General features: G+C 70.4%; 19 protein-coding genes. 11 read left to right on the top strand and 8 right to left on the bottom strand.

Going from position 1 to position 20849, the window contains the following annotated elements; genetic code table 11:
- Positions 1-3: 3 nt before the first annotated feature.
- The gene (locus tag G3I56_RS32880; protein WP_164415418.1) at positions 4-879 is read right to left on the bottom strand and encodes an undecaprenyl-diphosphate phosphatase; all 876 of its coding nucleotides are present in this window, start codon (positions 877-879) and stop codon (positions 4-6) included.
- A gap of 348 nt (positions 880-1227) precedes the next feature.
- Between G3I56_RS32880 and G3I56_RS32875 the strand changes: the two genes are divergently transcribed.
- From G3I56_RS32875 to G3I56_RS32865, 3 genes are read left to right on the top strand one after another with little or no spacing between them, the layout of a single operon-like run.
- Positions 1228-2478, top strand: coding sequence for a Gfo/Idh/MocA family oxidoreductase (locus tag G3I56_RS32875; protein ID WP_203691182.1), 1251 nt, complete (start codon positions 1228-1230; stop codon positions 2476-2478).
- Complete coding sequence (locus G3I56_RS32870; RefSeq protein ID WP_164415415.1) at positions 2475-3410, top strand: PmoA family protein; 936 nt, start codon at positions 2475-2477, stop codon at positions 3408-3410. The genes G3I56_RS32875 and G3I56_RS32870 overlap by 4 nt, the downstream gene beginning before the upstream one ends.
- Positions 3407-4138, top strand: a complete 732-nt coding sequence (locus tag G3I56_RS32865) for a cupin (protein WP_164415413.1) — start codon at positions 3407-3409, stop codon at positions 4136-4138. The genes G3I56_RS32870 and G3I56_RS32865 overlap by 4 nt, the downstream gene beginning before the upstream one ends.
- A gap of 6 nt (positions 4139-4144) precedes the next feature.
- On the opposite strand, the gene G3I56_RS32860 is transcribed toward G3I56_RS32865, so the two are convergent.
- Entirely contained in the window at positions 4145-4927 is a 783-nt protein-coding gene (locus G3I56_RS32860) for a TVP38/TMEM64 family protein (RefSeq protein WP_164415411.1), read from the bottom strand.
- 454 nt (positions 4928-5381) lie between these two features.
- On the opposite strand from G3I56_RS32860, the gene tuf reads away from it, so the two are divergent.
- Both tuf and G3I56_RS32850 read left to right on the top strand, forming a co-directional pair.
- Positions 5382-6551 carry an elongation factor Tu gene (gene tuf, locus G3I56_RS32855; RefSeq protein WP_164415409.1) on the top strand — a complete coding sequence of 390 codons (1170 nt, stop codon included), beginning with the start codon at positions 5382-5384 and terminating at the stop codon, positions 6549-6551.
- Positions 6552-6732: 181 nt separating this feature from the next.
- A complete protein-coding gene (locus G3I56_RS32850; protein WP_239135251.1) occupies positions 6733-7524 on the top strand; it encodes a fused MFS/spermidine synthase in 792 nt (263 codons plus the stop codon).
- Positions 7525-7554: 30 nt separating this feature from the next.
- On the opposite strand, the gene G3I56_RS32845 is transcribed toward G3I56_RS32850, so the two are convergent.
- Both G3I56_RS32845 and G3I56_RS32840 read right to left on the bottom strand, forming a co-directional pair.
- A complete protein-coding gene (locus tag G3I56_RS32845; RefSeq protein ID WP_164415406.1) occupies positions 7555-8856 on the bottom strand; it encodes an MFS transporter in 1302 nt (433 codons plus the stop codon).
- A 114-nt stretch (positions 8857-8970) separates the two neighbouring features.
- Positions 8971-10077 carry a hypothetical protein gene (locus G3I56_RS32840; RefSeq protein WP_164415404.1) on the bottom strand — a complete coding sequence of 369 codons (1107 nt, stop codon included), beginning with the start codon at positions 10075-10077 and terminating at the stop codon, positions 8971-8973.
- A gap of 856 nt (positions 10078-10933) precedes the next feature.
- Between G3I56_RS32840 and G3I56_RS32835 the strand changes: the two genes are divergently transcribed.
- Together G3I56_RS32835 and G3I56_RS32830 are read left to right on the top strand one after the other, a co-directional pair.
- Entirely contained in the window at positions 10934-12829 is a 1896-nt protein-coding gene (locus tag G3I56_RS32835) for an RICIN domain-containing protein (RefSeq protein WP_164415402.1), read from the top strand.
- Positions 12830-13021: 192 nt separating this feature from the next.
- Entirely contained in the window at positions 13022-13681 is a 660-nt protein-coding gene (locus G3I56_RS32830) for a DedA family protein (RefSeq protein ID WP_164415400.1), read from the top strand.
- Positions 13682-13767: 86 nt separating this feature from the next.
- Here the strand turns inward: G3I56_RS32830 and G3I56_RS32825 are convergent, their stop codons facing one another.
- Positions 13768-14295, bottom strand: coding sequence for a gamma carbonic anhydrase family protein (locus tag G3I56_RS32825; protein WP_164415399.1), 528 nt, complete (start codon positions 14293-14295; stop codon positions 13768-13770).
- A gap of 107 nt (positions 14296-14402) precedes the next feature.
- Between G3I56_RS32825 and G3I56_RS32820 the strand changes: the two genes are divergently transcribed.
- Complete coding sequence (locus G3I56_RS32820; RefSeq protein WP_164415497.1) at positions 14403-15206, top strand: acyltransferase; 804 nt, start codon at positions 14403-14405, stop codon at positions 15204-15206.
- A gap of 24 nt (positions 15207-15230) precedes the next feature.
- On the opposite strand, the gene G3I56_RS32815 is transcribed toward G3I56_RS32820, so the two are convergent.
- Positions 15231-16088: an EamA family transporter gene (locus tag G3I56_RS32815; RefSeq protein ID WP_164415397.1), complete on the bottom strand. Its 858-nt coding sequence runs from the start codon at positions 16086-16088 to the stop codon at positions 15231-15233.
- Between the two features lie 178 nt (positions 16089-16266).
- Between G3I56_RS32815 and G3I56_RS32810 the strand changes: the two genes are divergently transcribed.
- A complete protein-coding gene (locus G3I56_RS32810) occupies positions 16267-16839 on the top strand; it encodes a helix-turn-helix domain-containing protein (RefSeq protein ID WP_164415495.1) in 573 nt (190 codons plus the stop codon).
- Between the two features lie 43 nt (positions 16840-16882).
- Positions 16883-17440: a YbaK/EbsC family protein gene (locus G3I56_RS32805; RefSeq protein WP_164415395.1), complete on the top strand. Its 558-nt coding sequence runs from the start codon at positions 16883-16885 to the stop codon at positions 17438-17440.
- Positions 17441-17508: 68 nt separating this feature from the next.
- On the opposite strand, the gene G3I56_RS32800 is transcribed toward G3I56_RS32805, so the two are convergent.
- The gene (locus G3I56_RS32800) at positions 17509-18681 is read right to left on the bottom strand and encodes a 4-hydroxybenzoate 3-monooxygenase (RefSeq protein ID WP_343240118.1); all 1173 of its coding nucleotides are present in this window, start codon (positions 18679-18681) and stop codon (positions 17509-17511) included.
- A 217-nt stretch (positions 18682-18898) separates the two neighbouring features.
- Here G3I56_RS32800 and G3I56_RS32795 point away from each other — a divergent pair, with 217 nt between their 5' ends.
- Positions 18899-20347: an alginate lyase family protein gene (locus tag G3I56_RS32795; RefSeq protein ID WP_164415493.1), complete on the top strand. Its 1449-nt coding sequence runs from the start codon at positions 18899-18901 to the stop codon at positions 20345-20347.
- A 27-nt stretch (positions 20348-20374) separates the two neighbouring features.
- Here G3I56_RS32795 and G3I56_RS32790 read toward each other — a convergent pair whose 3' ends face one another.
- The gene (locus G3I56_RS32790; protein WP_164415391.1) at positions 20375-20782 is read right to left on the bottom strand and encodes a CoA-binding protein; all 408 of its coding nucleotides are present in this window, start codon (positions 20780-20782) and stop codon (positions 20375-20377) included.
- Positions 20783-20849 lie beyond the last annotated feature (67 nt).

Below are 20849 nucleotides of genomic sequence, written 5' to 3'. Positions count from 1 at the left end.
GGATCAGGACCCGGACTCCGCCGCGTGCGGGCTCAGCGCACCTGTCGTGACCAGCGCGATGATGACGATGCCGAGCGCGATGCGGTAGTAGACGAACGGCATGAAGCTCTTGTGCGAGATGAACTTCATGAACCATGCGATCACCGCGTAGCCGACCGCGAAGGCGATCACCGTCGCGAAGGCCGTCGGGCCCCAGGAGACATGGCCGCCCTCCGACGCGTCCTTGAGCTCGAACACGCCCGAGGCGAGCACGGCCGGCATGGCCAGCAGGAAGGAGTAACGGGCCGCCGCCTCGCGGGTGTAGCCCATGAACAGGCCGCCACTGATGGTCGCGCCGGAGCGGGAGACGCCGGGGACCAGTGCCATCGCCTGGCACAGGCCGTAGATCAGACCGTCCTTCACGTTCAGGTCCTTGAGGCCCTTGCGCTCCTTGGCCGCCCGGTGCTTTCCGCCGGTCTCGTCGCGTGCCGCGAGGCGGTCGGCGACGCCGATGACGATGCCCATCACGATCAGCATCGTCGCGGTGATCCGCAGATCCCGGAACGGTCCCTCGATCTGGTCCTTGAGCGTGACCCCGAGGACACCGATCGGAATCGAGCCGACGATGACCAACCAGCCCATCTGCGCGTCGTGGTCGCTGCGCATCGCCTTGTTGGTGAGCGAGCGGAACCATGCCGAAAGGATCCGCCCGACGTCCTTGCGGAAGTAGATCAGCACCGCCGCTTCCGTACCCAGCTGGGTGATCGCGGTGAAGGCGGCACCCGGGTCCTCCCAGCCGGAGAACGCGGCCGTCAGGCGCAGGTGCGCACTGGAGGACACGGGGAGGAACTCGGTCAGCCCCTGGACGAGTCCGAGGATGAGGGATTCAAACCAAGACATGAAGTTACGTGGTCCAAGCGCTGATCGTGGAAGGGCCGGCGGACACACCGGGCCGTCGCGCGCGGAGCGAAGGACGGCAGAGATCAGGTGTGTTGGGGGCAGCCTAGCGGCCCGCGGTGACAGGCCGAGCACAGGGGCCGGGGTCAAGGGGTGGTAAAGGGCGGTGTTCTCCGCATTGCTCGCCAGCGCCATCCACCCCGTGGACACCTCCGACGTGGTGTTGACCGACCGCTCGGACGGAACATACTTTGCAGCGAAGAGAAAGCGCTTGCTGCCCCCGGGGTGTCCGGAGCCATCACGCGTTGGCCCACGTCAGTCATCGCGTCCGATGGAGTGCTGATCACACACATGACCACACCCGCAACCAGTCCCACCTACCTCGTCCCCCCGGGGCAGCCCCCGGCCGGAGGCGCTCCCGCCGACCTCACCTCGCTCGCCCCGCTCCCGCCGCTCACCGGCCGTCGTATTCGTGCCGCCGTCATCGGGGCGGGCGCCATCGGGCGCGGGTCGCATCTGCCGGCGCTCGCCCTGCTGGCCGAGGAGGGCGAGACCGAGGTCGTCGCGGCCGTCGACATCGATGCCGACGCGGTGAAGGCGTTCTGCGCGGAGAGCGGGATTCCGCACGGGTACACGAACCTGGAGCAGATGCTCCGGGAACAGCGGCCCGACCTGGTGACCATCTGTACGCCGCCCACCCTGCACCGTGAGCAGACCGTGGCCGCGCTGCGCGCCGGTGCCTGGGTGTGGTGCGAGAAGCCGCCGGTGCCGACGCTCGCCGACTTCGACGCCATCGAGGCGGAGGAGGGGCTGGGGGGCGGCCCGTACGCCTCGATCGTCTTCCAGCACCGCTTCGGCTCCGCCGCCACCCACGTACGGCGGCTGCTCGCCGAGGGGGCGCTCGGTCGGCCGCTCGTGGTGCACTGCCAGACCACCTGGTACCGCGACACCGCCTACTACGCCGTGCCCTGGCGCGGGCGCTGGGAGACGGAGGGCGGCGGGCCCGCGATGGGGCACGGTATCCACCAGATGGACCTGCTGCTGGATCTGCTCGGGCCGTGGAGCGAGGTGCGGGGCATGGCCGGACGGCTCGTGCACGACGTCGAGACCGAGGACGTCTCCACCGCGCTCGTCCGGTTCGCGAACGGCGCGCTGGCGACCGTCGTCAACAGTGTGCTCAGCCCCGACGAGGTCAGCCGCATCCGTATCGACTGCGAGCGCGCCACCGTCGAACTCACCCATCTGTACGGGCACAGCAACGCCAACTGGACGATCACCCCGGCGCCGGGCGTGCCGGAGGCGGAGGTGGCCGCCTGGCGTGACTTCGGGGCGGATGTACCGAGTTCGCACCTCGCGCAGTTGCGTGAGCTGGTCGCGAGCATGCGCGCCGGGGAGCGTCCACGCAGCAGCGGGGCCGACGGGCGGACCAGCCTGGAACTGATCACCGCGCTGTACAAGTCCGCCTTCACGGACACGACCGTCAGGGCCGGCGACATCGGCCCCGGCGATCCCTATTACGCCGCGCTGCACGGCGGTGCGCCCGGCTGGGCGCCCGCGACGGAGGATGGTCCCGAGTCCGCTACCGAGGAGGCGTCCGCGTGACCACGTCCACCGACCTGAGCATCGTCCACGCGCACGGCGACCGCATCACCGTGACCGAACCCGTCACCGGGGTCGAGCTGTTCAGTTACGTGTACGGGGCGGAGGCCGCCTGGGAGGCGCCGAAGCCGTATCTGCACCCGGTCCGGACGCTCGCCGGCAACGTCGTCACCGACTACCGGCCCAACGACCACCGCTGGCACAAGGGCCTTCAGCTGACGGCCTCGCACCTGTCCGGGGCGAACCTGTGGGGCGGCAACTCCTACGTGCACGGAGAGGGATATCTCGCCCTCCCCGAGCGCGTCGGCTCGATGGCCCACGTCGGCTTCGACGAGGTCGCCTCGGACGCTGGCCGGGCCGTCATCGCGGAGCGGCTCACCTGGCACCCGTACAGCGGGGAGCTGTGGGCGGAGGAGTCGCGGCGGGTCGAGGTGCACGACGTCGATCCGGCGGCGGGTTCCTGGGCGCTGACCTGGACGAGCGCGATCACCAACCGGCGCGACGAGCCGCTGCTCTTCGGGAGCCCCACCACAGCCGGGCGCGAGGGGGCGGGCTACACCGGCCTGTTCTGGCGCGGCCCGCGCGCCTTCCGGGACGGGCGCGTCCTCGGCCCCGACTCCGAGGGGACGGGACTGATGGGCGAGCAGGCGCCGTGGCTGGCGTACTCCGGCGAGTTCGACGGCGCCGACGGACACGGCACCCTGTTGTTCGTACACGCGCCCGAGAACGACCACCTGGGGAGCGGGGGCGCCCATCCGGCCCACTGGTTCGTGCGCAACGAGCCGTTCGCCGCCGTGGCCCCCTCCTGGGCCTTCTACGACGAACTGGAGCTCGCACCCGGCGACACGCTCACCCGCCGCTACCGGGTCGTCGTCGCCGACGGGGTGTGGGAGCGCGAGGGTGTCGCCAAGTACCTGGAGGAGCACCCGTGGTGAGTGCGGGACCTGGCGGGACGGCCTTCGTGGGGCTGCCCGGTGGTGTCGCCGTGTCGCATCTCTCCGTCTACGACTGGCCGGCCGTCGACGGGGTGTGCGGCGGAACTCCCCATATGCATCTGACCTGTTCGGAGGCTTACGTCGTCACGGGAGGGCGGGGCGCTGTGCAGACGCTCACTACCTCCGGGTACGAGGTGACGCCGCTCGCGCCAGGTACCGTCGCCTGGTTCACGCCGGGCACCATCCACCGGCTGGTCAACGAGGACGAACTGCGCATCACCGTCCTCATGCAGAACGGCGGGCTGCCGGAGGCGGGGGACGCCGTGCTCACGCTGCCGCCGCGGTACCTGACCGACCCGGAGACGTACGCCGCCGCGACCGTGGTCCCGGCCGACGCGCCCGTGGCCGAGCAGGAGCGGGTCGCCCGGGCCCGGCGCGACCTCGCGCTTGAGGGGTACCGGGCGCTGCGGGACGCGGAGGGGCCGGAGGCCCTTGCCGTCTTCCACAAGGCCGCGGCTGCTCTCGTACGGCCCCGGCTCGCCGACTGGCGCGAGCGCTGGCGACGCGGCGCCGAGGCGGCGGCCAAGGCGACGGGCGGCCAGCTCGACCGGCTGGAACGGGGCGACACGTCCCACCTCGCGGAGGCCGTCGTACGGGCCGAACAGCCTTCGGCGCACGGGAAGTTCGGGATGTGCGGGCGGCTGGACGTGTACCGGGGCACCCCTTGAGAGGGGTCAGTGCCCGCGTAGATGGTGTCGTTTGCGCCAGGCCACCACGGCGCCCACCACGGCCGGTACGGCGATGAAGGCCATCGCGATCAGGAAGGCGGGGGAGGTCGGCGACGAGGCCTGGGCCCCGGCGACGACGTACGCGGCGGTGTTCGGGACGGACCCGAGGGCCGTCGCGACGAGGAACGGCAGCCAGCCCATGCGGGAGACGGCCGCGCAGTAGTTGGCGGCCCAGAAGGGCACCCCCGGGAACAGCCTCGCCGCCATCATCGAGCGGAAGCCGTGCCGGCTGAGCTGGCCGTCCGCCGCCTGGAGCCAGCGGGCGCGCAGCAACGGGCGCAGCGCGTCCTGGCCCAGGACGCGGCCCAGGCCGAAGGCGGCCCCGGCGCCCAGGACCGTGCCCGCGAGCGCGGCAACCAGGCCCAGCTGGGAACCGAACAGCGCGCCCGCCGCGAGGTTCAGCAGCGGGCGTGGCACGAACGCCACGGTGCACAGGCCGTACGCGGCCCCGAAGACCATCGCCGCGGCGGCACCGCCGACCTGGGGCGGCCAGCCGTCGGCGAGCAGCCGCTGCGGTTCGAAGAGCAGGACGCACGACGCGGCAGCACCGAGCAGCAGTACCAGGAGCGACAGCCGTGACCACGGTGAGAGCAGTGCTCTCGTGCAGCGCGCGGCGAGGCCGCCGGCCGGGGCGACGACGACGGTGGGGGAGAGCGGGGCGAGCTCCGTGGCGATGGCCCGGGGAGTGGCCGTGGCGGTGCCCCCAGAGCGGGTGGTGGCATCGAGCATTCGCCGACACTAACCGACGTGTATGTGTGATCGCCGTATGGTTCGTCTCAACGGTGGAACAACAGGGGGGACTACCGGCGCGCCGGGTGACACGTGCGCCCACACCCTGCGGAAACTGCACGCCGTGACATGCGCCACGGTGATGGACGCGCCTGTCCCCTTTGGCTGTCGTTCGCGGAAAACCATTCGACGTACCGTGACGCGTCGGCGAAAATCGGCCTCATGTTCCGGTACGCCTTCCTCCTCGCAGCATCCGCAGTCGCGGATGCCCCGAAGGCTGCCGTCCTGATCATCGTGGCAGCCGTCGACGGCGCCCGAAGCTGACCCTTCCCGGATCGTCCGGCGGACCCCGCAGGGGGAGGGTCGGCGAACTTCCTCGGGGTCCCCGTCCCGGCCGCGTTCTCCGCGCCGGGGCCATCACTCAGTACCGCTGAAGAGGCTTCGAGGTACCGCCATGTCCAAGACGGCATACGTCCGCACGAAACCGCATCTCAACATCGGCACGATGGGTCACGTCGACCACGGCAAGACCACCCTGACCGCCGCCATCACCAAGGTGCTCGCCGAGCGCGGCTCCGGCACGTTCGTTCCGTTCGACCGGATCGACCGCGCCCCGGAGGAGGCCGCGCGGGGCATCACCATCAACATCGCGCACGTGGAGTACGAGACCGACACCCGGCACTACGCGCACGTGGACATGCCTGGTCACGCCGACTACGTCAAGAACATGGTCACCGGGGCCGCGCAGCTCGACGGGGCGATCCTCGTCGTCTCCGCGCTCGACGGAATCATGCCGCAGACCGCCGAACACGTCCTGCTGGCCCGGCAGGTGGGCGTCAACCACATCGTCGTCGCCCTCAACAAGGCCGACGCGGGTGACGACGAGCTGACGGACCTCGTGGAACTGGAGGTCCGCGAACTGCTCACCTCGCACGGCTACGGCGGCGACGCGGTACCCGTCGTACGGGTGTCCGGTCTCAAGGCCCTTGAGGGGGACCCTCGTTGGACGTCGTCGATCGACGCGCTGCTCGACGCGGTGGACACGTATGTGCCCATGCCCGAGCGGTACGTGGACGCGCCGTTCCTGTTGCCCGTGGAGAACGTGCTCACGATCACCGGCCGGGGGACGGTGGTCACGGGCGCGGTCGAGCGCGGCACCGTCCGGGTGGGTGACCGGGTCGAGGTGCTGGGCGCGGACGTGGACACGGTCGTCACCGGCGTGGAGACCTTCGGCAAGCCCATGGAGGAGGCGCAGGCCGGGGACAGCGTGGCGCTGCTGCTGCGCGGGGTGCCACGGGACGCGGTCCGACGCGGGCACATCGTCGCCGCGCCCGGCAGCGTCGTGCCGAGCCGGCGGTTCTCCGCGCAGGTGTATGTGCTGTCCACCCGGGAGGGCGGGCGTACGACGCCGGTGGCGACGGGGTATCGGCCGCAGTTCTACATCCGTACGGCGGATGTGGTCGGGGACGTCGATCTCGGCGAGGTCGCGGTCGCGCGGCCCGGCGACACGGTCACGATGACCGTCGAGCTGGGGCGTGAGGTGCCTCTGGAGGCGGGGCTCGGGTTCGCCATCCGTGAGGGTGGACGGACTGTCGGGGCGGGGACTGTGACAGCCGTCGTGTGAGGGTGGTCGGGGTGCGTGGGGGACCGCGGGACCGTTGTGGCTGGTCGCGCCCACGCGGCGGAGCCGCATGTCGACACAGCCCCGCGCCCCTATCGGCGCGGCTTTTCCCAGGCACAATGAGCAAGTGAACGAGGAGTCGATACCTGTTGCCCGTGCCGTCGATCACGGGTTCGCCAAGCTGATGCCCGACGTCGACCGTGAGCGTGCCTGGCTGCTCACGGTCGACGGGGCGCCTCAGTCGTACGTCGATCTGGATGAGCCGACACATCTGGAGTTCGAGTACGCGCGACGGCTCGGGCATGTGCTGGACATCGTCGCCGAGCCGGGGCGGACGCTGGACGTGCTGCACCTCGGTGGGGGTGCGCTCACGCTGCCCCGGTACGTCGCCGTGACCCGGCCCGGCTCCCGGCAGGACGTCGTCGAGGCCGATCGGGGGCTGCTCGACCTGGTTGTCGAACACCTTCCGCTCCCCGCCGACGCGGGCATCGCCCTGCACGCGGCCGACGCCCGCGCCTGGCTCGAAGCCGCGCCCGACTCCTGCGTCGATGTGATCGTCGCCGATGTTTTCGGCGGCTCGCGTGTTCCGGCGCACCTGACGTCCCTGACGTACGTCGAAGAGGCCGAGCGGGTGCTGCGCGGCGACGGTGTCTACCTCGCCAATCTGGCCGACTCGGCGCCCTTCGCCTTTCTGCGATCCCAACTCGCCACCTTCTCAACGGTGTTCGAGGAGCTGGCACTGATCGCCGAGCCGGGCGTCCTGCGGGGCCGCCGTTTCGGCAACGCGGTGCTCGTCGCCTCGCACCGCCCCCTGGACCCGGCGGCCCTGTCCCGGCGCGTCGCCTCCGACGCCTTTCCGGCCCGGCTCGAACACGGGCCTGCCCTACGGGACTTCATCGGGGGTGCTGCACCCGTACGGGACGAGGAGGCGGTGCCGTCACCGGTTCCGCCGCAGGGAGCGTTCAGTATCGGCTGAGGCTCGGTCGGCGGGGCAGTGGCGCAGTCGTCAGCCGCCGGTACTCTCCAACTCGCCCTGCGCCTGAGCCTCCTGGGTCGCGTCCCGGGTGACCTGCTTCGTGCGCCGGGTGAGGTTTCGTACGTCCCGTACGGACAGCGCCCCCGCCGTCACCAACACGACCAGGACCGCGCAGCCCCACAGGGCCGGTGTGCGGCCGAAAGTGTGTTCCGCCGGGCCCGCCAGTGCCGTGGCGAGCGGAAGCATCGCGACCGAGCCGAACCAGTCGTACGCGGAGACGCGGGAGAGCTTGTCCTCGGGGATCTCCTGATGCAGTGCGGTCATCCAGCTCACGCCGAACACCTCCTGCGTCACGCCGGTCACGAACATCACCGCGCAGAGCACGACGATCGGCACCGGCACGGCGAGCGCGGCGGCCGGCAGGGCCAGCGGGAACACGCAGAGAGTGCCGGCGAGCAGCAGCCGACGTGGTTTCCAGCGCATCATCAGCACGGCCCCGGCGACCGTGCCGGCCCCGAACGTGGCCAGCGCCAGCCCCCATGGTCCGGCCCCGCCGAGGCTGTCGCGGGCCACGAGCGGGCCGTAGACCGACTGGGCGGCGCCGATGACCGCGTTGGCGACGGCGAACTGGACGACGATCACCCACAGCCACGACCGTCCGGCGAACTCCCGCCAGCCCTCCCGCAGATCGGCGAGCATTCCGCCGCCCGGCCGGCGCGCCGGGATGTGACGCACGTCGAGGAAGGAGCGCAACGCCCCGGCGACCGCGAATGCCACCGAGTCCACCGCGAGGACCCAGCCCGGCCCGAGCACGGCGACCATCGCGCCGCCGACAGCCGCGCCGCCGAGTGCCGCGCTCTGCATCGCCATCCGGAACACCGCGAAGGCGCGGGCGGCCTGATCGCCCTCGACCGAGGACAGCAGCATGCCCTCTGCGGCCGGGCCGAAGAACGCCTGCCCGGTGCCGCCGAGCGCGGTCAGGAGCATCATCTGCCACAGTTGCGGTTCCCCCGCCAGCACGAGCACCGCGAACGCCGCCTGCGAGAGGCAGTTGAGGGCGTTGGCGGCGACCATCACATGATGCCGTGGGAGCCGGTCGGCGATCACGCCGCCGATCAGCAGGAACAGCACCAGCGGCAACGTCCGCGCCGCCGCCACCAGTCCTACGTCACCGGCGTCGCCGCCCGTCTCCAGCACGGCGAACGCGGCGGCGATCGTCGCCCCGTTGCTACCGAGGTTCGTCACGACCGCCGAGGCTGTCAGCAGCCTGTAGTTGCGGCCGGCCCAGGAGGGGAGGCGCGGACGTAGGACGGGGGAGTCGGCGGAGGTCACCGGGCGACTATCGCGGGCCGCCGCCGACCTGCCAAACCAATTTCCGACTCGCCCCGACCGGAACCGGCCGCTTTCAGCCGGTCAGCGGCACCCGCGCTCCGCCCGGCGGGTCGCTCACGCGCCCGTCGGATCCCCGTGCAGTCGTACCGTGCTCAGGATCTGCATGATCGTCTTTTCGGAGACCTCCGCGGGGACACCCGTCGCCCCGTACAGACTCCACGCCACGTAGTCGCCGGCCGAGTTCTTGAAGCCGAAGGTGATGGCCTTGCCGTCGCTCGCGCACTTCCCCTTCTGGGGCGTGTTCTTCGAATGGGCCCTGGCGAAACTGCCCTTGATGCCGGACTTCGTCGTGTACGGCGTCGCCTTCTCGTCGAAGGCGAGGCTCTTCTTGTCCGGCTGTGTGTAGCCGCCGTAGACCCACCAGGGGACCTGGTTCACGGCGACCTCGTCGGCGTTCTTCGCACCGCTGGCGCCCTTGGTGCCCACGGCCGCGAGGGCGGTGTCCGACGTACGGCCGTCCTTGTCGTCGTCCGACACGCACCACTTCGACTTGTAGTACGCGGGTGCCGACATGGTGATGAGCGGCTTGGCGCCGGCCTTGGCGTCGTCGTCCTCGAAGCCGATGAGCGTGCCCGGCGTCTCCACCTCCCAGTCCGCCGGTACGTCGAAGGCGGTGCCCCATTTCGGGTTCACGACCACCTTCCAGCCGGCGACGGTCGGCTGCTCGGCCTGGGAGTCCCGCGGGTTGTCGTCGGAGGCCGGCGCGGAGGCCGAGTCGCTCGGGTCCGCGGATGCCGAGGCGGGCGTCGAAGCGGGCGCGGACCCGCTCGACTGCTTGTCCTTGTTGTCCGAGCCCGCCTCCTTGTCCTTGTCACCGCCCAGGACGAGGAAACCGGTCACCCCGGCCGTGATCACGACCGCGGTGGCGGCGACGATCGCGGTGATCTTCGTCCGGTTCCCGTTTCCGTCTCCACCCCCGCCCGGCGGTGGCTGCGGCGCGCCCGTCGGCGTCGGAGCGCCCCACCCCGGCTGCGGTTGCTGTTGCGGCGGCTGGGTATGGGGGTTGGGCTGCGGATACCCCGTCTGCTGGTATCCGGGCTGTTGATACGGGTTCGGCTGCTGATAGCCCGGTTGCTGGTACGGATTGTGCGGCGGGACCTGCGCGTGCTGCGGGTCCTGCGGGTTCTGCTCGCCCCCGGGCGGCTGCTGTTCTGGCCACATGGCCGGTAACGATACGACGGCCGGGCCGGCGGCCGACGGGCCGTATCTGGCCAGAGCTTTCTACTCGTGGGTAACATGAGGTCATGACGCCATGAGTGCGGAGCGGATCTTGATCGGCGGACCGCACGTCGGCGCCATGTTCACACTTGGGGAGTCGGCCGGCGGGGCCGTCACCGGTGAGATGACCGTTGTCCGGACCCTCCGTCCGAACGGCTGAGGGTCGTCCCCCGACAGGTCACCGGCTCCCACGAGTCGCCATGACCCGGCAGGTCCACGGACCTGCCGGGTCATGGGTCTTTTCGGACCGCCGTCCGGCCGGTGCGGCTGGTATCGGTGGTCAACCACGTTCGAGTGTCGGTGGTTGGGCCTGGCCGCCCCGGCTCGGCGGTGTGCGGGGATGTTCTCGGCGTCCTGCGCCCACTACCGTCCCCATGAGGCCGGAAGTTGAAGATTGTGTGTGCCATCCGGGTGCTCATGCACACAACTCGACGGGTGACCGGGGTGCATTTTCGAATGCCGGTGCGGATACCGTCGGTAACACATCTGAATTCTCTTCGTTTTGAACTTTGGTCACTCGCACTGCTTGTTTATGGTGAGACGTGTGTGCGAGTGTGAGCCAACTCGCGCGGGGGCGGAGGTCAGACCCCCTTTTCCCGCTCGGGATTCCGTGCCGGTCGACCCGAAGTCCCACAGCTGACGAGTCGTAGGTACGCACCAATCAAGCACCTCTTTCCCGTGGGTGTGCAATTTGCTCGCGCCGTCCTGCGGCTTGGAAGGAATTGGTTCTGTGCATTCCCCTCACCCCCCACGTCCGCCGTACCCTCCTCGTCCTGGTGCTGGCCCGGCCGAATCCGACATGAACCTCGCCGCGCAACTGCGCGGGCGAGTGGAGGGCGAGAGCGCGTACGCCGTCGCGATGCTGCTGGCGCGGCACTGGCAGTCGGCGTACGACTACGCGGCCATCTGTCTCGCGGCCGAGGGGGACCTCGCCACCATGGCGGCCACGTCGGCCTTTCACCGGGTGTTCGGACGGCTGGAGCGCAGTGAGTCGAATCAGGCGCTGCGGCCCCAACTCCTCGTAGCAGTACGGGAAACGGTCCGGGAGTGGTCCGCTGAAGACAGTATTTCGGTGGTGCTTCCGGAACTCCGCAAACCCACTGGTGCGCGTGGTCTACGCGCGGCGAGGGCCCGGACATCGGAAAGGCGTCAACTCGCCGAGCGGTCATTCCGTGCCCTGCCGAGAGCGGCCCAGTGCCTGCTCTGGCACACCGATGTCGAGGCCGAGCCCATTTCCGGAACGGCCGCTCTGCTGGGGGTGGACTCCGCAAGCGCTTCGGCAGCGCTGGAACAGGCCCGCGAGCAATTCCGCTCCACCTGTGTACGCGCCCATCGCGAACTCGCGCCGACCAATGAATGCCGCTTCTACAACCGTCTCCTCGATGTCTCGATCCGACGCGGCGGCGCCCTGCTGCCCGATGTCGAGCAGCATCTGCTGACGTGCCCTCACTGCAGGCACGCCGCCGAGCAACTCGGCCATTTCGAAGGCGAACTCGGCACTCTCCTCGCCGAGGCGGTTCTCGGCTGGGGAGCCCGCCGCTACCTCGACTCCCGCCCGGGACGCGGCGGCCAGGGGGCCTCTCCCCGTGGCCCGGCCGGTCGGGGCAACGGGCGCGCCGGTGGCCGCCATCGGTTCATGGCCCATCTCCCGCTGCCCGACGAGGGGTACGTGCTCCCGGGAAGACGTAGACGGGCCGTGGCCGTCGGAGTCGGCGTCATGTCCTTCGCGCTGCTCGCGAGCGTGCTCGGCGCCCGCAACTGGTCGGACGAGAGCACCGTCCCGACGGCCACCTGGGGCACGGCGAGCGGCTACTCGGCCGCCCCGGACACCGACTCCCCGAGCCCCGCCGACCACGGGTCGGCCTCCCAGTCGCAGGCCGGCGATTCCCCGCCGACCACCCCGGCCGCCTATCCCGGCGTGACGGAACGCGGCAGGCTGCGCCACGTCGCCACGGGCCTGTGCCTGGACATCCAGGGCGACCGGGTCGTGGCCGGCGCCGGGACCCGGCTTGCCGCGTGCTCCTCCGCCGAGACCCAGCAGTGGTCGTACGAGTACGACGGCCTCCTGCGCAGCCTCGCCGACCCCAGCCTGTGCCTCGACTCCCACGCCGGCGACGGGGACGTCGTTCTCTCCGGGTGCGTCGGGTCCGACGCCGACGACGTTCGCTACGACATCACTGTCCAGGGCGAACTGCTGCCCCACTGGCGCGAGGACCTGGCCGTCGTGCCCGTCTCGCTCCGCGCCGGCGTGGACGTGGTGGTCAGGACGAGGACCGGGTCGGCGGGGGAGATGTGGACGTTCGTCTCGAGGTCGTCCTCGGCCGACGACTCCGCCGAGGAGGGTGACCGGCAGGACAGCGGCAAGGACGGTGAGGGCGCGAAGGGCGGGGAGCCCGGACAGGGACAGAAGGAGAAGGGGGAGGGCGGTCCGGAAGGTTCGCAGCAGGAGCCCAAGCCCGATGCGGGAGAAGGGACTTCGGGATCCGGTGCAGCGCCCACGCCCTCACCGGAGGCCACTTCCGACCAGCAGTTCGAGACCCGGTACGTCACGGACAACGGCAGCCAGGAGTCCGCGCCCGCCCCGGGGACGGCCCTGCCGCCGCAGCCGCTGAACGCGGCGGAGCCCGTCGTCGCCACGGTGGTACAGGCGGTCGGCTCCATCACGGGGGCCGTCGGTGCGCTTCTGCCCAGGTGATTGACACGAGTCATCGACGGTCGAGGTGCGCGCGGCGTCGTGACACCGGGGCCCCGTTCCTGCACGAGGGTGTCCCGCGCGCGGGCGGCGGTGTCACCCTGACCCGGTAGGCTTTTGGCGTGCGCCCGGGGCCGGGCGCACGCCGGGGACACAGGCGTACCGGGCGTACGGCGAGATCGGAAGGAACCGGCGTTGCACGTGCAGGAATGGCTGGAGACGATCCCCGCGGTCAGTATCTACGCGCTGGTGGGACTGGTCATCGGGCTGGAGAGCCTGGGCATTCCGCTGCCGGGCGAGATCATTCTGGTCTCCGCCGCGCTGCTCGCCTCCCAGCACGGCGAGATCGACCCGTTCGTCCTCGGCGCGTGCGCGAGCGCCGGCGCGATCATCGGTGACTCCATCGGTTACGCCATCGGCCGCAAGGGCGGTCGGCCACTGCTGGCCTGGCTCGGGGCGAAGTTCCCCAAGCACTTCGGTGAGGCGCATATCGGCACGGCCGAGCGGTCTTTCGAGAAGTGGGGCATGTGGGCGGTCTTCTTCGGCCGCTTCGTCGCTCTGCTGCGGATCTTCGCGGGGCCGTTGGCCGGTGTGCTGCGGATGCCGTACTGGAAGTTCCTGATCGCCAACGTGCTCGGTGGGATCGTCTGGGCGGGTGGGACGACCGCGGTCATCTACTACGTGGGTGTCGTCGCGGAGTCCTGGTTGAAGCGGTTCTCGTGGTTGGGGCTGGTGCTGGCGGTGCTGATCGGTCTGACGTCGATGCTGGTGCTGAAGCGCAAGGCGAAGTCCGTTTCGCGGGACGCGGAAGCGGGAGCCGGAGCGGACGTGGAGACCGTGGGGGCTGCTGAGTGACTTTGGGTGCGGGTCCGTTGTGGCTTGTCGCGCCCACGTGGCGGAGCCGCAAATCGACACAGCCCCGCGCCCCTTGGGTGGGTCCCCTACTCGTGGATCTGTCGGTGGGCCTTCGCCAGTTCCGCGTAGTGCGTGCCGTTGAGAGTTACGCCTTGGCGTTCCTCCTCCGTCAGTTCCCTGCGCACCTTTGCCGGTACTCCCGCCACCAGTGAGCCTGGCGGGACTTGCATGCCCTGCGGTACCAGTGCCTGTGCCGCCACCAGGGAGCCCGCGCCGATCACCGCGCCGTTCAGGACCGTCGCGCCCATGCCGATCAGACAGTCGTCCTCGATCGTCGCGCCGTGCACCACCGCGTTGTGGCCTACGGAGACCCGCTCGCCGATGGTCACGGGGAAGCCCGGGTCGGCGTGCAGGGTGCAGTTGTCCTGGATGTTGCTCCGCGCGCCGACGGAGATCCGCTCGACGTCGCCGCGCAGCACCGCCCCGTACCAGACGCTCGCACCCGCCTGCAGGGTCACATCCCCGATCACCGAGGACATGGGCGCCACGAACGCCTCCTCGTCCACCTTCGGTTCTCTGCCGCCGATGCCGGTGATCAACGCCTTGTGCGTCATCTCGCCTCCTGGTCCTCGAGTACGTCAGACCGTACGCCACCTCCGTGGGGTGAAGATCACAGGTGTACGGCATGCCGGGCCCGCTCGGCCGTGAGTACGGTGTGCGGGTGCCCAAGCCCAAGAACACGTTCTCGTCATGGCGGCGTCGGCTGGCGCAGCGCGCGGTGCACGCGGGCTGGGCCTGGGTACAGCGCACGGGCTCCGTCACCGCCGAGAACCCCGGGCGGCTGACCTTCCGGGCGATGGGAACAGGTACCAGGCTGGCCTTCCCGCTGGGCACCGTCTTCGGTGAACCCTGGATCGAGCTGGGCTCCCACTGCATCGTCGGCGAGCAGGTGACCCTGACGGCGGGCCTGATGCCGGACCTCGATCTCGGCCCGGACCCGATCCTGCGCATCGGTGACGGTGTCGTCCTCGGCCGCGGCAGCCATGTCATCGCCGACACGACGGTCACCATCGGCAGCGACTGCTACTTCGGGCCGTACGTGTATGTGACGTCCACCAATCATTCGTACGACGATCCGCACGAGCCCATCGGCAAGCAGTGGCCGCGTATGGAGCCGGTGGAGATCGGCCCGGGCTGCTGGATCGGCACCGGTGCGGTGATCCTGCCGGGGGCGCGGATCGGGCGGAACGTGGTGGTGGCCGCCGGTGCGGTGGTACGCGGGACGGTACCCGACCACTCGGTGGTGGCGGGGGCTCCGGCCAGGGTCGTTCGCCGCTGGACGCCGGCCGGGGGCTGGCGTCCACCGCTGCGGACACCGGCCCCCACACCGATACCGGAGGGGACCACCCCGGATCAGCTGCGGGCGTTGGCGGAGCTGGACGAGGAGGCGGTGGCGCGGCTGGCGGAACTGGATGCCGCGGAGCACGTCGAGGAGCATGTCGGGGACGTACGCACCGAGTCCTGACCCGGCGGTCAGGGTGGCCGGGGCTCAGCCCGTCGCCAGCAGGAGTGTGCCCACCAGGGCGAGGCCCGCGCCCGCCGCCTGGACCGGGCGCAGACGTTCGCTGAGGAATCCGCGTGCCGCCACGGCGGTGACCACCGGGTAGAGCGAGGCGAGTACGGCGGCCACGGTGACCGGGCCGTGCTGGGCGGCGATCGAGTAGGTGCCGTTGGCGGCGACATCGGCGAGGCCGACGAAGCCGAGCGCAGGGAGCAGGCGCCAGGGGAAGCCGCCTGCCGGGAGGGCGGAGCCACCCCGCCGGACCGAGACGTACAGCGCGATGCCGCCGACGGCCACGTTCGTCACCCGCTGTACGAAGAGGGCGAGGAAGAGACCGGTGAGTGTGGTCGACGCCTCCGCGATCAGGGCGAACACCGTGCCGAAGCCGAACGCCGCGAGCAGGCTGAGCAGGATCGCCTGCCGTTGCACCGGCGCGCCCCTGAGCTGCGGGCCGCCCGCGAGCACGACCCCGACGACGGCGACCGCGATCCCCGCGAACTGGAGCAGCCCGGGGCGCTCGCCGAGGAAGAGCCCGACGCTGATGGGGACGGCGACGCCGAGGGAGCCGAGTGGGGAGACGACCCCCATCGGGCCCAGGGCGAGTGCCTTGTAGAAGGAGAGCAGGGCCACCGGTCCGGCGACGCCGGCGGCGACCGCGAACCAGAGCCTCGGCCCCGCCTCGCTCCAGCCGCCGGTCAAGGCCACGATCGTGCCGAGCACGACCGCCGCGATCGCCTGCGAGACCACGACCACCGTCAACGCGGACATGCGCCGGGTCAGCAGGCCGCCACCGAAGTCGGCCAGCCCCCAGAGAAGGCTGGTGACCAGGGCGAAGAATGCGGTCATGAGGACGCCTCGCAGTACAGTGGAGTGAACGATTCGGTGCACCACACGGTAGTGCAGTGGAGTGAACCTTGTCATCCATAATCTTGCACTCAGGATCGTACGGCAGGATGAGGCCCTGAAGACGAGGGCGAAGGCAAGGCTGAAGACAAGAGTGTCGGACGAGAACTTGGACGGAACGTTGTCGGACCTCGACCTGCTGACCCAGTCGCTGGCGCGCAGTGTGAAGCGCTGGCGTGCCGAGCGTGGCTTCACCCTGGAGGCGCTCGCCGCCCGTGCCGGGGTCAGCCGCGGGATGCTCATCCAGATCGAGCAGGCCCGCACCAACCCCAGCCTCGGCACGGTCGTGAAGATCGGTGACGCGCTAGGCGTCAGCATCACCACCCTGCTCGACCAGGAGCAGGGGCCGAAGGTCCGTATCGTCGCCGCCGACCAGGCCGTACGGCTGTGGCACACCGACGCCGGCAGCTACAACCGGCTCCTCGCGGGCACCGAGGCGCCGGGCCCGCTGGAGCTGTGGGACTGGCACCTCATGCCTGGCGAAAGCAGCCCGTCCGACCCGCACCCCGCGGGCACGTTCGAGATCCTCCACGTCACCGCGGGCGAACTGACGCTCACGGTCGACGGAGCCGAACACCGCGTCCCGGCGGGCGCGAGCGCCACCTTCGAGGCCAACGTGCCCCACACGTACGGCAATGACGGCGCCGAACCGCTGGAGATGCTGATGTCGGTGTCGGTCCCGCCGGTGAGCTGAGACACCCGGCCGGGTGTCCGCCCACGGTTGTTAACGTGCTGTCATGCGCGCCCCCATCGGAGACTTCGACTCCGCCACCCCGGCCCCGGACTGCCTCGACGAACTCGTCGGCCCGGTCGCCGACGCCGTACGCCGCTGGACCGGCATCGTCCCTGCCGACCAGATCCTGTACGTCGACACCGACCCGGAGTGGGCCGACACCGCCGTCTTCGTCGAGCACTACGGGCGGGACCTGCTCGAACAGTCGGCGAACTGTGTGGTCGTGGCCGGCAAGCGCGGCGGCGAGACCACCCTCGCCGCGTGTCTCGTCCTCTCCACCACCCGGGTCGATGTGAACGGGGTGGTGCGCCGCCGACTCGGCGCCCGCAAGGCGTCGTTCGCGCCGATGGACACGGCTGTCGGGGAGAGCGGCATGGAGTATGGAGGCATCACGCCGATCGGACTCCCGGACGCCTGGCCCCTGTTGGTCGACTCGGCCGTCATCGACCTCCCCTGGGTGCTGGTCGGCAGCGGGCGGCGGCGCGGCAAGCTGCTGGTGCCGGGAAAGGTGTTCGCCGAACTTCCGGGTGCCGTGGTGGTGGACGGGCTGGGCGTCAACTGACGGCGGGCGGCGGCCAGTGGGCGTCGGGGTGAGCCCGTGTCAGGTACGGGTCGTCGCGCGTTCCGGTGTCAGTGGTCGGCGTCCTTGCCGATGTACACGTCGGCGAACGCCGCTGCGGCTGCAGGGGAGTTGAGGATGCGGCGGAGGCGGGCCAGCGTCGTGCCTGAGCGGAACGGGTCGCCCGACGACGCCCCGTGGTAGATGTCGGACAGCCACAGGGAGAATTCCTGGTACTGCCAGACACGCCGCAGACACGCCTTCGAGTAGTCGTTGAGGGCGTCGGGGTCGCCCTTCGTGAGGTAGTTGACGAGTCCGTCGCCGAGCAGGAACGCGTCGTGCAGGGCGAGGTTCATTCCCTTGGCGGCGATGGGAGCGGTGAGGTGGGCCGCGTCGCCGGCCAGGAACAGCCGCCCGAACTGCATCGGCTCCACGACGTAGTTGTGCATGTCGAGGACGCGCTTCTCGATCAGGCGGCCCTCGTTGAGCGGGGGCGCACCCAACGCGCTCAGCCGTTCGCGGAGTTCGGCCCAGACGCGGTCGTCCGGCCAGTTCTCCGGGTCGTCGCCGGGCGGGCATTCCAGGTAGTAGCGGGTGACCTCGGGGCCCCGGGCCATGTGTCCGGCGAAGCCGCGCGGGTGGATGCCGAACATCACGCAGTCGTTGGACGGCGGCGCCTCGGCGAGGAGGGCCAGCCAGCCGATGCCGTAGTCGTGCCGCGCGACGCGGGCGTGCGCCGCCGGAATCGCCGTCCGGGTCACCCCGCGTGCCCCGTCGCATCCGGCGATGAACTCGCCCTGCACATACTCCCGTTGGCCTGTCTCCGCGGAGACGTAGGACACCGCGGGCCGGTCGGTGTCGAGGTCGTGGACGAGTACGTCCCGCACGCTGAAGCGGATGTCGCCGCCGCGCACGTCGGCGTACTCGCGCACCAGGTCTGTCACCAGCAGCGGCTGGGGATAGGCGAAGTGGCGGTGGCCCGACAGCTCGGCGTACTCGAAGCGATGGCGTCGACCGTCGAACCGGAACTCGCACTTCGTGTGTGTACCGGCCCGCTCCAGCAACGTGTCGGCCAGGCCCCGTTGTTGGAGCGCGAGTACCGCCCACTCTTCGATGAACCCGGCCCGGGGATGCCGCTCGATGAACTCCCGGCTCTCCGTCTCCAGCACCACACAGTCGATGCCCGCTGCCCGCAGGATGTTCCCGACGGTGAGTCCGGCGGGTCCGGCGCCCACGATCACCACCGGAAACCGTTGCGCTGACGGGGAGTTGGGCGAGTGGCCGGGGGGAGGTGAGGCGAAAGTCACCCGAGCATTATGGCGACCGTCCGCTGTGGTTGGGCAACCCGCATTTTTCGTTATCGGCGGCCCTGGAGCGCGTCTCCTCTCCGTAACTCCGAGAGCAACTCACCCCCCAGAGCCAAGGACCGGAGCTTTGAACACAGGTATCAGCCGTCGCGGCATGTTGAAGTTCACCGGCGTGACGGCGGGCGCCGTCACCGGCACCGTCGGTACGACCTTCGCCGCCCCGCAGGCCACGGCGGCCGACGCGGGTCTCGTCCACCCGGGCATGCTGCACACCCGGACGGATCTGGACCGGATGGCGAAGAGGGTGAAGGCCGGGGCCGCGCCGTACACGGCGGGATTCGCGCGGCTGACCGCCAACCGCCATGCGCAGAGCGGCTGGACGGCCAACCCACAGGCCACGGTCTACCGGGGCGCGGGCTCGCCGCAGAACTACGCGATCCTCTACAACGACATCCACGCTGCCTACCAGAACGCCCTGCGGTGGCACATCACCGGTGAGAGCGCGTACGCGGACACCGCCGTCGCGATCCTCAACGCCTGGTCGGCGAAGCTGACGGAGGTAGCGGGCTCGGCCGACCGGTTCCTCGCGGCGGGTCTCTACGGTTACCAGTTCGCCAACGCGGCCGAACTCGTGCGCGACCATGCCGACTTCGACCTCGCCCGCTTCCAGAAGATGATGCTGGACGTCTTCTGCCCGCTCAGCGAGGACTTCCTGGCGAACCACAACGGTGCCGTCATCACCAACTACTGGGCCAACTGGGACCTCACGGCCGTCGCCTGCGTCCTGGCCGTCGGCATCCTCTGCGACGACCGCGCCAGGATCGACCGGGCCGTCGAGTACTTCAAGCACGGCGCCGGCATGGGCTCCGTCAAGAACGCGATCCCGGTCGTGTACGACGACCAGGGACTCGGCGAATGGGTCGAGGCGGGCCGCGACCAGGGGCACGCGCTGCTCGGCGTCGGCCTGATGGGCACGGTCTGCGAGATGGCCTGGAACCAGGGCATCGACCTGTACGGCTACGACGACAGCCGTTTCCTCAAGGGCGCCCAGTACGTGGCCAGGTGGAGCATGGGCGGGGAGGTGCCGTACACGGCGAACACCCGCAGGAAGGGGGCGGTGGGCGGCTGGTCGGGCAGTGAGAGCGCGACCGGTGCCGCCGCCGTGGACCCGGCGATGACCCGGCCGATCTGGGCCATAATCGCCAACCACTACACCAAGCGCCGGGGCCTGTCGGCGACCTACCTGACCCGCATCGCCGCCCAGGCGTCCCCCGAGGGCGGCGGCGGTGACTATGGCCCCAACAGTGGGGGATACGACCAACTGGGCTTCGGGACACTTGCGTTCACCCGGGACAGGGCGATCGTGAGCGTGCCTCCGAGCCCAGGTGCGAGTGCCGGCAAGGAGAAGGAGGGCGTGAACGCCAGTCGGGCGGGCGCGTCGCCTTCGGCCGGGACGACTGCCCAGGGCGGCAAGGCCGAGGACCTCGCCGCGACCGGTACGACGGATTTCGTCGCCTGGACCGCCGCGACCGGAATCACCGCTCTCGCGGGCGGACTTCTCCTGCTGCGGCGTCGGGGTCGGTCTGGTGGGCCGGCACAGTGAGGCCGCCGGAACGAGACCGTGCGAGGGTCAGCCGAGGCGGGGCAGCTCGATGGCCGGGCAGCGGTCCATGACCATGTCGAGGCCGGCGGCGCGGGTGCGGTCGTACGCGGCCTCGTCGATGACGCCGAGCTGGTACCAGACGGCCTTCGCACCGATGGCGGCGGCTTCGTCGGCGATCTGACCGGCGAGGTCGCTGTTCAGGAACACGTCGACGACATCGACGTCGAAGGGGATGTCTGCCAGCGAGGCGTAGCCCTGCTCGCCGTGAACCGTCTCGGCCTTCGGGTGGACGGGGACGATCCGCTTGCCGTGCCGCTGGAGCACCTCGGCCACGCGGTACGCGGCCCGCTGCTGGTTCGACGACAGGCCCACGATCGCCCAGGTGTCGCCGAGCTCGGTCAGGATCCTGCGGATCGTCGCTGGGTCGCCGTACACGCCGGGCCTCCTTGGGATTCGTGCCTGGGATTCGTGCCTGGGGTCTGTGATTGAGATTCGTACAGCC

The sequence above is a fragment of the Streptomyces sp. SID12488 genome (assembly GCF_010548275.1).
Lineage (GTDB): Bacteria > Actinomycetota > Actinomycetes > Streptomycetales > Streptomycetaceae > Streptomyces.
This window is presented reverse-complemented; position numbering and strand designations above follow the sequence as displayed.

Coding starts and splice junctions, on each gene's coding strand:
- G3I56_RS32850 (WP_239135251.1), top strand. CDS start 6,733: ATGCCCGACGTCGACCGTGAGCGTGCCTGGCTGCTCACGGTCGACGGG.
- G3I56_RS32805 (WP_164415395.1), top strand. CDS start 16,883: ATGCGCGCCCCCATCGGAGACTTCGACTCCGCCACCCCGGCCCCGGAC.
- G3I56_RS32875 (WP_203691182.1), top strand. CDS start 1,228: ATGACCACACCCGCAACCAGTCCCACCTACCTCGTCCCCCCGGGGCAG.
- G3I56_RS32835 (WP_164415402.1), top strand. CDS start 10,934: ATGAACCTCGCCGCGCAACTGCGCGGGCGAGTGGAGGGCGAGAGCGCG.
- G3I56_RS32825 (WP_164415399.1), bottom strand. CDS start 14,295: ATGACGCACAAGGCGTTGATCACCGGCATCGGCGGCAGAGAACCGAAG.
- G3I56_RS32860 (WP_164415411.1), bottom strand. CDS start 4,927: ATGCTCGATGCCACCACCCGCTCTGGGGGCACCGCCACGGCCACTCCC.
- G3I56_RS32880 (WP_164415418.1), bottom strand. CDS start 879: ATGTCTTGGTTTGAATCCCTCATCCTCGGACTCGTCCAGGGGCTGACC.
- G3I56_RS32795 (WP_164415493.1), top strand. CDS start 18,899: ATGTTGAAGTTCACCGGCGTGACGGCGGGCGCCGTCACCGGCACCGTC.
- tuf (WP_164415409.1), top strand. CDS start 5,382: ATGTCCAAGACGGCATACGTCCGCACGAAACCGCATCTCAACATCGGC.
- G3I56_RS32815 (WP_164415397.1), bottom strand. CDS start 16,088: ATGACCGCATTCTTCGCCCTGGTCACCAGCCTTCTCTGGGGGCTGGCC.
- G3I56_RS32840 (WP_164415404.1), bottom strand. CDS start 10,077: ATGTGGCCAGAACAGCAGCCGCCCGGGGGCGAGCAGAACCCGCAGGAC.